Below are 12,151 nucleotides of genomic sequence, written 5' to 3' on the forward strand. Positions count from 1 at the left end.
GATGGTCAGCTTTCCTCGTGGGGAAATTCCGCGGTCAGGAAATCCAGATCACAGCCCCGCTCGGCCTGTAGCACATGCCGCTTGAAGAGGCCCAGCCAGCCACGATCCTTCGCGGCGAGCCGGGGAGGCTTTGCCACACGCCGCCGCGCCAGTTCAGTCTCTTCGACAACAAGGTCGATGCGGCGATCCTTGACGCTGATGCGGACAAGGTCGCCATTCCGGACGAGGTCGAGCGGGCCGCCGGCCGCCGCTTCCGGCGAAACGTGCAGCACGATGGTTCCAAAAGCAGTGCCGCTCATGCGGGCATCCGAGATGCGCAGCATGTCCTTGACGCCACGCCTGGCGAGCTTTGCCGGGATGGGCAGGTAGCCGGCCTCCGGCATTCCGGCGCCGATCGGGCCGGCGTTCTTCAGCACCAGCGCGTCGTCCTCGGTCACGTCCAGATCCGGATCGTCGATGCGGGCGGAGAGATCGGCCAGTCCGTCGAAGACGACGGCGCGCGCGGTTTTCTCGAACAGACGCTCATCAGCCGCCGCCCGCTTCAGCACCGCACCCCCGGGAGCGAGCGATCCGAACAGTCCGACCAGCCCGCCGTTTTCGCGCACCGGATTTTCGACCGGCCGGATCACCTCGTCGGCGATCCATGCGTCGTCGGCAGCGGCAAAGTCGCCGAGCGGCGCGCCGGTCACCGTCATCGCATCGAGATCGAGCTTTCCGCGCAGCCGGTTCAGCACTGCGCCGACGCCGCCGGCGGCAAAGAAATCCTCCATGTAGCCCTGGCCGGTCGGCTTGAGGTCGACCAGCACGGGGGTCTCGTCGGAGAACCGGTTCAGCCGCTCCAGGGAAAAGTCCAAACCGAGACGGCCGGCCATGGCGGCGACATGCACGACCGCGTTGGTCGAACCGCCGATCGCCAGCAGCATCTTCATGGCGTTGTCGAAACTCGCCTGGCTCAGCATGCGGTCGTAGGTGAGGCCGCTCGAAACAAGCTGCATCGCCGCCCGCCCGGTTTCCTCGGCGGCGCGCAACCGGTCGGCATGAACGGCCGGGATGGCCGCGGTGCCCGGCAACATCAGGCCCATCGTCTCGCACAGGATCGCCATGGTGCTGGCCGTGCCCATCACCGAGCAGGTGCCTTCCGTGGTTGCAAGCGTCTGCTCGATCTTTCCGATTTCCTGCTTGTCGACTTCGCCGGACCTGTATTTTGCCCAGAAGCGGCGGCAGTCGGTGCAGGCGCCGAGCCGCTCGCCCTTGTAGAGCGAGGTCATCATCGGTCCGGTCGCCAGCATGATCGCCGGCTTGCCAGCCGAGATGGCGCCCATGGCCAGCGCCGGCAGCGTCTTGTCGCAGCCGCCGACCAGGATCACCGCATCCATTGGCTGGGCGCGGATCATCTCTTCCGTCGCCATCGCCATCAGATTGCGGAACACCATGCTGGTCGGGTTGAGAAAAACCTCGCCGAGCGACGGCACCGGGAAATCGAGCGGCAGGCCGCCGGCGGCAAGAACGCCGCGCTTTGCCGCCTCGACCAGCCGCGGCACGCCACGATGGCAATTGTTGAAGTCGCTGGCCGTCCAGGTGATGCCGACCACCGGCTTGGACAACAGATCACGCGAATAGCCCATCGACTGGGCGAAGGACCGCCGCAGATAGGCTGCAAAGCCTGGATCGCCGTAATTGGTCAATCCCGCGGCCAGCCCCCTTGGCTTGTCCTCCGCCATGTTCGTCAGAACCTTCCGCGATCAGGCGCGTTGCGCGCCGGCGTCGCTGCCGGCGAACTGGCGGGGCTTGGAAGGAACCACCACGAGGTCCGACCTCGGGATCGGCTCGCCATTGATGACGCGCTGCATGTTGCGGAAGGCATGCAGGGCCACCGGCGCGACGTTATCGAGCACGCTTCCGGCGGTGTGCGGCGTCAGCACGACATTGTCCATCGCGAGCAGCTTGCTCGATGCCGGCAGCGGCTCCGGCTCGAAGGCGTCAAGCCCCGCCGACAGAAGCTGGCCGGAATTCAGCGCCGCCACCATGGCCTGCTCGTCGACGACGTCGCCGCGGGCACAGTTGACCAGCACCGAGCCGCGTTTCATGCGGGCGAGGCTCCTGGCGTTGATGATGTGATGGTTGGCCTCGCCGCCGGGGCAATGCAGGGTGAGGATATCGCTCTCGGCCATCAAGTCGTCGAAAGACACATAGCGGGCGTTGAGCTTTTTCTCGACTTCTTCGCTGGCCCGGTAGGGGTCATGGTAGATGATCTCCACCTCGAAGCCCTGCAGGCGCTGGGCGACGTTCTTGCCGATGTTGCCGAAGCCGAGGATGCCGACCTTCTTGCCGGAGAGCTTGCGGCAGAGCGGGCGCAGTTCGGTGTAGATCCATTCGCCCGCCCGCATGCTGCGGTCGGCCAGCGAAATGCGGCGCAAGGCGCCAAGGATCAGCAGCAAGGTGTGCTCGGCGACGGCGCCGGCATTCGAGCCGGCGGTGATCGCCACCGGGACGCCCTGCCGCTCGGCGCCTTCCAGGTCGATCTTGTCGACGCCGATGCCCCATTTGTGGACCAGCCGCAGCTTCGGCGATTCCTGGATCAGTTTTTCGGTTACCGGCATGGTGACCAGGATGAAATCGCTCTCGTGAACGAGCGGATGCGCGGCCTCTCCCGTCTCGACGCTGAACGTAAGATCGAACTCCGCCGGCGCGACGTCGCGAATGATCGCCTCGGCTTCGGGGCCGAAGGCGCGGCCCACGCAGGCCACTTTGAATTTGTTGGACGAACCGTTCGACGGCATGTATCTCTCCAGGAAAGATTGTCAGTTTATATGACAAAGTTGACGTAACGCAAGTGAACTCGATGAACCGGAAGGCCCGGTTCGGCAGGCAAGAGGGGAGAACCAATGGAAAAACTTCACGTCGGCAACGCCGCGTTGGAAAGGATGCGGGCCGGAGAGGTGACGCTCGGCCTGGTGGTGCGCCTGGCGCGGTCGGGAGAGGTCGCGGCGATCGCCAAGGTCAGCGGTCACGACTTCCTCTTCATCGACACCCAGCACGCGCTGTTTTCGTTGGAGACCATCGGCCACATCGCGCAGGCCGCGATCGGCTGCGGCGTGGCGACGATCGTACGGGTGCCGCGCCACGACGATCCCGATATCGCGAAGCTTCTCGACGCCGGTGTCTCCGGTATCGTCGTTGCCGATGTCGCCAATGCCGACCAGGCGCGACGGGTCGTCGAGGCCTGCCGTTTCCCGCCGCTCGGCAAGCGCTCCGTCCAGAGCACCTATTCGGTCACCGGCTACCGGCCGTATCCGATCGTCGAACTCTTGCGCGAGATCGAGGACAAGACATTGGTCGCCTGCATGATCGAGACGGTCGAGGGTGTCGAGAATCTCGACGCAATCGCCGCTGTCGAGGGTGTCGATGTCATCCATCTCGGCTGTACGGACCTTCTGGCGGATATGGGCAAGCCCGGAGCCTTCGACGATCCGGAGCTGTTGTCGGTGGTGCATCGCCTGATTTCGACATGCGGCGCCAATGGCAAGTTCGCCGGGCTGGGTGGCGACCGCAATCTTGAGCGCCTTGCCGGGTACATCGAGAAAGGCCTGCGCTTTCACACCACTCAAACCGACATCACCTACCTGATCGAAGGCGCGTCGCAGCGCGCCAAGGCCCTGAAGAACGCGGTGAAGGCGCGTTCGTGAACCCCGAAAATGGGAAGGACCGGCTAAAGCCGGTCCTTCCCGCCGTTTGCTGCGCGCAAACAGCCTCGGGAGGAGCTATTTTAGCCAGCGGTCGCTTTCCCACAGCGCCTTCAGCATCTCGGATTCCTTGGCCACCCAATCCGCCGTTTCCTTGCCGTTCATCACGTTGAGGAGGAGCGTGCGTTCCTTTGCGACTTTCTGGAATTCCGGATCGGCGGCGACCTGGGAAAAGCAGGTCGACAGTTTCTCCACGACTTCCGGCGGAGTCGCCGCAGGCGCTCCAAGCACGTGGTTGGAGCCGCCGAAGATCTCGTAGCCCTGTTCCTTGAAGGTCGGCACGTCCGGCAGTTCGGGCCGGCGTTCCGGCGAAGCGATGGCCAGGGTCTGCAGCTCGTTCTGGAACTGCGCGACTTCGGTCATGGAGTTGCCCGACACGTCGACATGGCCCCCGATGACGGCGTTGCGGGATGCCGCGGCATCGGTCATCGGGATGAAGGTGAACTTGGCATCGGCCGCCTTCATGAAGGCGAGCATCTTGATGTGGTCGTCGGCGCCGAAGTTCGAGATTCCCATGTTGACCTGGCCGGCCTTGGCTGCCGCCACGACTTCCTCCAGCGTTTTGTACTTGCCGCCTTTCTTGGCATTGATCGTCACGATCGAGCCGTAGAGGTTGCCGAGGAATGCAAAGCTGTCGAGCTTGTAGGGCGGGCTTTCCTTGGTGATCGCGCCGGCCGGGAAGTTCGGCACGTTGAGCGCGCCGATCGTATAGCCGTCGGGCTTGGCGTTCGCCAGTTCGGCAAAGCCGAGTTCACCGCCCGCACCGGGCTTGTTGACGAACACGACCGGCTGTCCGAGGCACTTTTCCATGAACGGACCCCAGGTGCGGGCGCCGACGTCCGACGTGCCGCCAGGACCGTAGGGGATGATGAATGTAACGGGCTGTTCCGGGTATTCGGCCATTGCCGGCCCCGCCAGCATCGACGTCGCGGTGGCCGCCGCGAGCAGAATTTTCAAAGTACGCATATCCAGTTTCCTCCCTGATAGTGCGGCGGCCGATGAACACGGCCGCTGTCGATTGTTATTGTTTCGGCGGTTGCATGAGTTCGACGCGGACGCCGTCCGGCGTGTGCATGAAGGCGACCATCTGGCCGCCCCTGCCGACGCGCGGGGCCTCGTCGAGTTTGGCGCCGAGCGCCGAGAGGCGCTCGACATCGGCGTCGATATCCGTCGAATCGATGCCGAAATGCTCGAGACCGAGATGTACGCCGACGATGCCGTCGGGCAGGGTCTCGCCCTGCTGCTCGCCGGAAAAGTTCACCCGCAGCGAGCCGTCTTCGGTCTGGCAGCGAATGAAACGGTCACCCGACTTGCGGGTTTCGTCGGTCAGGATGGTGAAGTTGAAGGCTTTCGCGAACCAGTCGGCCGACGCTCCCGGGTCGCGTGACTTTACGTGAATGTGATTGATGCGGAACACCATGGAGCGCGATCCAATTCATCTGCATGCGGTTGTATACATCACACATAGTGACATAGCAGTTGCCCGGCTTTGTCAAGCCGATTGTTATGAGGCAGAGCTAAAATGCGTCAGATGCGGCGCAGTGGCAGCGTCCAGACAAAAATGGCCGCAAGCGCGGCAATCCCGGCAATCGCGAGGAAGGCCGCGCGGAAGGATTGCGCGAACTCGGCCTGGATGATCTCGCTGCGCGCGGCTGGCAGGCTTTCGAGCGCGCCGGCACCGTACTGCAGCACCTGGCCGAACAGGCGCCCGGCTTCCGGATCGGTGTACGACAGCGTCGTGAACAAAACGGCAGCGACGATGGCGGTGCCGAGTGCTGCGCCCATCGAACGCGAATACTGGACCGATGCCGCGCCGGCGCCGAGCATGGCCTGGCCGGCCGCCAGCTGGACGGTAACCTGCACCACGCTCATGACGGTTCCCAGAAAAAGCGCCATCAGGCCGAGCGAAGCGGACAGTTCGATCGGGCGGAACTGTGGTGCGTAGAGCGCAATGATCGTCAGCCCGGCCACGACGAAGACCAGTCCCCACGAGGGCAGGATGGCGGTTCGCCCGGTGCGGCTGATGATACGCCCGGTGATCAGCGAACCGAGGCCGATGCCGACGGTCATCGGCACCAGCAGCAGCCCGGTCTGGCTGGCCGACGCTTCATGCACGACGCGCAGATAGATGGGCACGAAGGTCAGCAGCGCGACCAGAATGGCGCCGTGGCAGCCGGCGACCGCGTTGGCGCGCCAGATTGTTGGATTGCGGAAAAGATCGACCGGGAGGAGGGGGGCGGTCACACGGTGCTCTACCGAAACCAGGAGCACGAACGAGATGACAGCGACGACCAGCAAGGCCAGCATCAACGGTATTCCGCTGGCCTCGAAGCGTTGCACATGCTCCAGCAGCACCAGCACCGAGATCACGAAGCAGGCAAACAGCAGCAGGCCGAGATAGTCGAACTTGAAGACGCCGCCCTTGGCGCCATGCCTGGGCAGGCGCGAAATCTGCCAGATTGCCAGGAGGCCGAGAGGCAAGGTGAAGATGAAGATCGAGCGCCAGCCGAAATGCTCGGTCAGGAGCCCGCCCAGCACAGGCCCGAGCGCATTGGAGCTGACGCCGACAGTGGCCAGGTATCCCTGGTAGCGGGCGCGGTCGCGAGGTACCACGGTTTCGCCGATCAGTGCCTGGGCGAGCGCCATGAGGCCGCCGCCGCCCAATCCTTGCAGCACTCGGCCGATGACGAGCATCGTCAGGCTGCTGGCGAAGGAGCAGAGGACCGACGCCGCCATGAAGATGCCCAGGGCGCCGAGCATCATGTTGCGCCGGCCGAACGCGTCGCCGAGACGGCCATAGACCGGTGCGGCGACAGTCGCGGCGATGAGGTAGCCGATGACGACGAGCGATATCTGCTCGACGCCGCCCAGCGATCCGGCGATCGCCGGCAGCGCGGTTGCCAGGATCGACTGGTCGGACAGCGCCAGAAACATCGGCAACGCGACTTTTGGAAAAATATAGAGGAAGGTCGCCGAGGCCGGCTGTGCCCCGTCCGTGCCTGGAGAAGGATCCGGCGCGCTCATCCCGGCAGCTTCCCGGCCATGTCATGTCGTGGATCGGGGAGGGGCGTCCGGTTGTAGCAGGGCCGATCCGGCCCTTCAGTGGCGAGGGTTTGCATGGTCAGCTGGAGAATCCGATTGGCGGTGTCGAGACGCAGCCGATGACGGCTTGTGGAAGCCAATCCGAAGTCCTGTATCTTGATGTATTTATCTGTATACAGATGACAACTTCACCGCAAGGCCGAAACGGCGTGTTCACCCCGACGTTACTACTGCCGGTCTGCCTGGATGCGTCGGAACGGATCAATTCAGTTCTTGCGACGTCGAGATTGTTGCACTGCCCGATACAGCGCTTGGGTGACTCTCGCCGTGGAATCGTGCGGAGCAGGGCTTCCTAGCGGTTCATCAGCATCCGCAGGCGGGCACGCTGCGATTCGCGGATGTGCAGCCGGCTCGCGGCCTCGGCGCCTTCACTGTCGCGGTTTTCAATGGCCGAGACGATCGCCTGGTGTTCGCGCGAGGCGGAACCATAGCGCTCAGGTAGGCTGAACGTCGTGTTCTGCAGCAGCGACAACGCATCCTCGAGATTGTTCAGCGCTTCGTGCATGTAGCGGTTGCGGGCCGCTTCGTAGATCGTCCGGTGCAGACTGTTGTTGATTCGCGCCAGCCGCGGCGGGTCGCCTTCCGCTTTCTCGAACTCGTCGAGAAATTCGCGCATCATGGAAATTTCAGCCGGCAGCGCATGCTGGGCCGCAAACCGGGCGGCGGCACCTTCAAGCACCTCGCGCATGGCGTAGAGTTCCATCACCTGCTGGGTGTTGAGTTCGACCACGACGATGCCGCGGCCGGGTGCCATCTCGACGAGGCGCCGGGCCTGCAGGTGCTGAAGCGCCTCGCGAACCGGAGTGCGGCTTACACCGAGCGATTGTGCGACGTCTTCCTCGCGGATGCGATCGCCCGGCAAGATGCGTCCGGCGCGGATGCCGTCGAGGAGCGCCTTGTAGACGAACTCGCCCCGGGGGCCACCGCGCGACGACAGGGCCGAACCCGTACCCTGGTTGCCCGACATGAATTCCCGATCATCCGACATCAATCTGTCACCCCGTGACCGACATTCACCCCGAATGTCGACGAACATTTCCGTAGACTATTGTATGCCGTGTGGCTGTAAGCCGACAATATGTCAACAGCCACGCCGTGGCGTCCGGTTTTTCTCCACCACGGTTTATTTGCGCGGATTTGCCTTCACCATCACTTCGATATCGATCTGGAGCTCAAGCAGGGCCGGCTTGCCGGAAGCCGTCGCGCGTTCGAAGGCTGCGGCGAAATCCTCGGTCTTGTCCACCAGTTCGGCATAGGCGCCATAGGCCTTGGCCAGCGCGACGAAATCGGGATTGTTCAGGTTCGTGGCGAAGGTCCGGCCCGGATATTCCCGTTCCTGGTGCATGCGGATCGAGCCGTAGCTGGAGTTGTTGACCAAAACGACGATGACCGGCAGGTCGTAGCGGATCGCCGTCGCCAGTTCCTGCGACGCCATCAGGAAGCAGCCGTCGCCGGCAAAGCAGACCACCGGGCGGTCGGGATGCACCAATTTGGCGCCGATCGCCGCCGGGAAGCCATAACCCATCGCTCCGCTGGTCGGCGCCAGCTGCGTCTTGAACGAGCGGAACGTGTAGTAGCGATGCACATAGCCTGTGTAGGTGCCGGCGCCGTTGGCGATGATGGCGTTGTCAGGCAATGTTTCGCGCAGATATTTGACCACCTGTGCGACGTCGAGCGGCAATCCGGTCGGTTTCGGCGTGATCTTCCGGTCATATGCCGCACGACCTTCGGCGATCCATTTTTCACGCGTCCTAGGCCCCGGCTTGATGTCGGCGACAGCTTCAGCAAAGTCGGCAACGGTCGCGGCGATCGCCATGTCGGCGCGGTAGACCATGCCGAGTTCTTCCGGTGAAGGATGGACGTGGACAAGCTTCTGCGCCGGGGTTGGGATGTCGAGAAGGGTGTAGCCCTTGGTGCTGGCATCGCCGAGCCTTTCGCCGACGGCGATGAGCAGGTCGGACGACTTTACCATTTCGGCAAGGGCCGCATCGATGCCGAGGCCGAGGTCGCCGACATAGTTGGGGTGCGTGTTGTCGAAGAGATCCTGGCAGCGGAAACCGACGGTCGCCGGCAGATGATGCTTTTCGGCGAAGACCTGCATCTGCTTGACTGCGTCGGCGTTCCAGCCACCGCCGCCGAGGATCAGCAGCGGCCGTTCGCTCGCGGCGATCAGGCTTTCCAGTTCGGCCACCGCTGCGCGGCTCGGCGCCGCTACCGCGCGGGTGTAGCGGGGGGCGGGCGGATTGGGGCAGGCATGCTTCAGCACGTCCTCGGGGATAGCGATGACCACCGGCCCCGGCCGGCCGTTGACGGCGACGTGGAAGGCGTGGCTGACGATCTCCGGGATGCGCGCCGCGTCGTCGATCTGCACCGCCCATTTCGCGAACTTGCCGTACATCTGCACATAATCGACTTCCTGGAAGGCTTCGCGCCCGAGATCGCCGATGCTGACCTGCCCGACGAAGACGATCAGCGGCGTCGAGTCCTGCTGTGCGGTGTGGATGCCGATCGAGGCATGCGACGAGCCCGGCCCGCGGGTGACGAAGCAGATGCCGGGGCGCCCGGTCAGCTTGCCGGTCGCTTCCGCCATGTTGGTGGCGCTGGCCTCGTGCCGGCAGACGATCATGCGGAACTTGTCCTGGACGTCGTGCATGGCGTCGAGGGCAGCGAGATAGCTTTCGCCGGGAACGCAGAAGGCGAGGTTGGAGCCTGCCTCGATCAGCGTGTCTACCAGCACCTGAGCGCCGGTGCGCGTGTTTGCGGCATCAGTGCCGGGATGGTGTGCCATGTTCATGCTCGTCAGTCCTGTTTCGGCATGGTGAAGGAGCCGGCGCGATTGGCCAGGTCCGGTACAGAAACGCCGGCTTCGATGTCTTTCTGGCGGCGCCCTTCGGCGGCGAGGATTTCGCGCGCCCGGGCCAGAACCTCGGGTGCGATCTCCTGCGGCACGAAGCAGATGCCGGTTTCGTCGGCAATCACGATGTCACCAGGCGTCACCTGGACACCGGCGATCTCGACCGGAAAGTTGATCTGGACGGTCTGGATGCGCCATTTGCCGGTGAGTGGCGTCACGTCGCGGCTCCACACGGGATAGCCGATCGAACGGCATTCGCCGACATCGCGCACGCCGCCATCGACGATCGCGCCGATCTCACCCTCGCGCTTGCCGATCGCGGCCGAGATGCCGCCGATGTTCGACACGCCGTGCACGCCCTGGATGACCAGCACGTCGCCGGGTTCGGCGAGATTGTGCGCCTCGATCTCGGCGAGCCGCGAGACCTTGGCCATCGCTCCTTTGTAGGGCGTGGTTTCCTGGACGATGTTTCGAAGGGTGAGCGCGCGGCCGACGACGGCCGCTTCGGCATAGATCGGCCGCAGGACGGAGGCTCCGATCGCCTTCGCATAGCCCATTTCGTCGAGCACGTCGGAAACCAGACTCGATAGATCGGCCCCGAGCGCGCGAAAGCCGTCGATGATTTCGGCGGGAATAGCCGGCAATTCGAGTCGACCGATCCCCGCTCGATTGATTTTACCGGTCAACTGGCGCTCAGACATGCAGGCTCCTTGAAATGCGAAAAGAAATTCGACCCGGAGAAAGTGCGGCGGGTCGCCTAAGAGGCCTTGACCCGCACCTTGTTGCGGGCGAGGGCGGAAATCGCGGCACTCCGGCCGGCGGTCCGGCCGAATACCGCTCCCGCCATCAGGCCGGTGCCGCCCGGGTAGTTGAAATAGAACAGCCCGCCGACGAGTTCGCCGGCTGCAAAGAGATTTGGCATCAGGTCGCCTTCGGTGTCGATGACCTGCGCGTCGGTATCGACCTTGAGGCCGCCGAAGGTAAAGGTGACACCGCAGGTAACCTGGAAGGCCACGAATGGCCCCTGGTCGAGCGTGTTCGCCCAGTTCGACTTGTTGACCTTGAGGCCCTGCGTGCAGCGCCCGTCCTTGACGTTCGGATTGAAGGGTGCGTCCTCTCTGATCGAGGCGTTGTATGCGTTGACCTCGGCGATGAAGCGCTCCGCGTCGACGCCATCGAGCTTGCCCGCAAGCTCTTCGATCGAATTCGCCTCTGCGCGGGTGATCTGCTTGATCCGGTATTCGTCGCGGAGCAGGTGGACGACCTTCTGGTCGAAGATCTGCCAGGCGAATTGCTGCGGCTGGTTGAGAATCACGCGGCCGTATTTGGCGTAGGTGTAATTGCGGAAGTCGGCGCCCTCGTCGACGAAACGCTCGCCATTGGCGTTGACCATGATGCCGAACGGATAGCTGTGTTTCTGGAAGCCGTCGCCGACGGCGAGATCGCCGAACGGCGGTGCGTTGCGGTCCCATCCGACGGCATGGCAACCCGACCAGTGGCCCCACGGCATCGCGCCGGCCTCGATTGCCATCTTGATGCCGTCGCCGGTGTTGAAACGGGTGCCGCGCACCTTGGCGAGTTCCCAGTTCGGTCCGAGATAGCGGCTGCGCCATTCCGAATTGGCCTGGAAACCGCCGGAGGCCAGCACCACCGATGCGCAGCGGAGCTCGGTCGTGCGTCCATCGATGCGGGCAACGACGCCATGCACGCCGTCATCGTCGGCAATCAGCGAGAGGGCCCGCGCATTGTGGCGAACCTCGATGCCGTCCTGCGCGGCGCGGGCGTGGAGTGCTGCGACAAGGCCCGGCCCGCCGCCCCAGGATTCCACGGTCATGCCGCCCCAGAATTTGAACATGCCGCCCACCTTGAAGGCCTGGCGGCCGTAGATGGGCTGGAATTTCACGCCTTTGGAACGCATCCACACCATGGTCTCAAGGCTCTTGGTGATCAGCAGTTCCGCCATGTCCGGGTCGGTGCGGTATTCCGTGATCCGGCCCATGTCGTCGAAGAACTGATCTTCCGTGTAGGTGCCGAAATCCGTGCGCGCGATCTCTTCTTCGGTGAGGTCGGGCATCACCTTGCGCAGGTCGTCGATGCCGGAATAGGCAAAGCGCATGCCGCCGGCGGTGAAGGTACTGTTTCCGCCATGCTCCTCTTCGGGAGCGCGTTCGAGAACCAGTACGGATGCGCCCGTTTCCCGCGCCGACAAGGCCGCGCACATTGCGGCATTGCCTGCCCCCACCACGATCACATCATGAAAAACTTCAGTCATTAGACGCCTGCTATTTTGTCTTTGCACGGGTTCAATCTATCGTATACAAATGTATGCGCAAGTGTTTTTCTGCATCTAAAGCGGTGATTTCGTTATCGCTTCGTCGCAGGGTTGAACATGCGACAATCGTCGTATACAAATGTCGACAGCACCATACGGGCGGATCGCTCGGTCGAAAAT

10 protein-coding genes are annotated in these 12,151 nt (G+C 63.6%); 1 reads left to right on the forward strand and 9 read right to left on the reverse strand.

The window, feature by feature from the left end:
* Window positions 1–5 precede the first annotated feature (5 nt).
* On the reverse strand, window positions 6–1,721 hold the full coding sequence (locus OHD58_RS21560; RefSeq protein WP_263805511.1) for a dihydroxy-acid dehydratase: 1,716 nt from the start codon (window positions 1,719–1,721) through the stop codon (window positions 6–8).
* A gap of 21 nt (window positions 1,722–1,742) precedes the next feature.
* Window positions 1,743–2,780 carry a 2-hydroxyacid dehydrogenase gene (locus OHD58_RS21565; RefSeq protein WP_263805512.1) on the reverse strand — a complete coding sequence of 346 codons (1,038 nt, stop codon included), beginning with the start codon at window positions 2,778–2,780 and terminating at the stop codon, window positions 1,743–1,745.
* A gap of 105 nt (window positions 2,781–2,885) precedes the next feature.
* Here OHD58_RS21565 and OHD58_RS21570 point away from each other — a divergent pair, with 105 nt between their 5' ends.
* Entirely contained in the window at window positions 2,886–3,686 is an 801-nt protein-coding gene (locus OHD58_RS21570) for an HpcH/HpaI aldolase family protein (protein ID WP_263805513.1), read from the forward strand.
* Window positions 3,687–3,761: 75 nt separating this feature from the next.
* Here the strand turns inward: OHD58_RS21570 and OHD58_RS21575 are convergent, their stop codons facing one another.
* From OHD58_RS21575 to tcuA, 7 genes are all read right to left on the reverse strand, one after another.
* Window positions 3,762–4,709, reverse strand: coding sequence for a tripartite tricarboxylate transporter substrate binding protein (locus OHD58_RS21575; RefSeq protein WP_263805514.1), 948 nt, complete (start codon window positions 4,707–4,709; stop codon window positions 3,762–3,764).
* A 55-nt stretch (window positions 4,710–4,764) separates the two neighbouring features.
* Window positions 4,765–5,163 (reverse strand): VOC family protein, encoded by a 399-nt coding sequence (locus OHD58_RS21580; protein ID WP_263805515.1) that lies wholly within the window; start codon window positions 5,161–5,163, stop codon window positions 4,765–4,767.
* Window positions 5,164–5,270: 107 nt separating this feature from the next.
* Complete coding sequence (locus tag OHD58_RS21585) at window positions 5,271–6,767, reverse strand: MFS transporter (RefSeq protein WP_263805516.1); 1,497 nt, start codon at window positions 6,765–6,767, stop codon at window positions 5,271–5,273.
* 370 nt (window positions 6,768–7,137) lie between these two features.
* Window positions 7,138–7,833, reverse strand: coding sequence for a GntR family transcriptional regulator (locus OHD58_RS21590; RefSeq protein ID WP_263805517.1), 696 nt, complete (start codon window positions 7,831–7,833; stop codon window positions 7,138–7,140).
* A 135-nt stretch (window positions 7,834–7,968) separates the two neighbouring features.
* A complete protein-coding gene (locus tag OHD58_RS21595; RefSeq protein WP_263805519.1) occupies window positions 7,969–9,639 on the reverse strand; it encodes a thiamine pyrophosphate-binding protein in 1,671 nt (556 codons plus the stop codon).
* Between the two features lie 5 nt (window positions 9,640–9,644).
* Window positions 9,645–10,400 carry an RraA family protein gene (locus OHD58_RS21600; RefSeq protein WP_263805521.1) on the reverse strand — a complete coding sequence of 252 codons (756 nt, stop codon included), beginning with the start codon at window positions 10,398–10,400 and terminating at the stop codon, window positions 9,645–9,647.
* A 56-nt stretch (window positions 10,401–10,456) separates the two neighbouring features.
* Window positions 10,457–11,971: an FAD-dependent tricarballylate dehydrogenase TcuA gene (gene tcuA / locus OHD58_RS21605; protein WP_263805522.1), complete on the reverse strand. Its 1,515-nt coding sequence runs from the start codon at window positions 11,969–11,971 to the stop codon at window positions 10,457–10,459.
* Window positions 11,972–12,151: the final 180 nt, after the last annotated feature.

Origin of the sequence: Mesorhizobium sp. ZC-5 (assembly GCF_025753855.1) — a bacterium.
Lineage (GTDB): Bacteria > Pseudomonadota > Alphaproteobacteria > Rhizobiales > Rhizobiaceae > Neomesorhizobium.

What these genes read in the sequence shown, in the direction of transcription:
- OHD58_RS21560 (WP_263805511.1), bottom strand. Translation starts at nt 1,721, where the DNA reads ATGGCGGAGGACAAGCCAAGGGGGCTGGCCGCGGGATTGACCAATTAC.
- OHD58_RS21565 (WP_263805512.1), bottom strand. Translation starts at nt 2,780, where the DNA reads ATGCCGTCGAACGGTTCGTCCAACAAATTCAAAGTGGCCTGCGTGGGC.
- OHD58_RS21570 (WP_263805513.1), top strand. Translation starts at nt 2,886, where the DNA reads ATGGAAAAACTTCACGTCGGCAACGCCGCGTTGGAAAGGATGCGGGCC.
- OHD58_RS21575 (WP_263805514.1), bottom strand. Translation starts at nt 4,709, where the DNA reads ATGCGTACTTTGAAAATTCTGCTCGCGGCGGCCACCGCGACGTCGATG.
- OHD58_RS21580 (WP_263805515.1), bottom strand. Translation starts at nt 5,163, where the DNA reads ATGGTGTTCCGCATCAATCACATTCACGTAAAGTCACGCGACCCGGGA.
- OHD58_RS21585 (WP_263805516.1), bottom strand. Translation starts at nt 6,767, where the DNA reads ATGAGCGCGCCGGATCCTTCTCCAGGCACGGACGGGGCACAGCCGGCC.
- OHD58_RS21590 (WP_263805517.1), bottom strand. Translation starts at nt 7,833, where the DNA reads ATGTCGGATGATCGGGAATTCATGTCGGGCAACCAGGGTACGGGTTCG.
- OHD58_RS21595 (WP_263805519.1), bottom strand. Translation starts at nt 9,639, where the DNA reads ATGAACATGGCACACCATCCCGGCACTGATGCCGCAAACACGCGCACC.
- OHD58_RS21600 (WP_263805521.1), bottom strand. Translation starts at nt 10,400, where the DNA reads ATGTCTGAGCGCCAGTTGACCGGTAAAATCAATCGAGCGGGGATCGGT.
- tcuA (WP_263805522.1), bottom strand. Translation starts at nt 11,971, where the DNA reads ATGACTGAAGTTTTTCATGATGTGATCGTGGTGGGGGCAGGCAATGCC.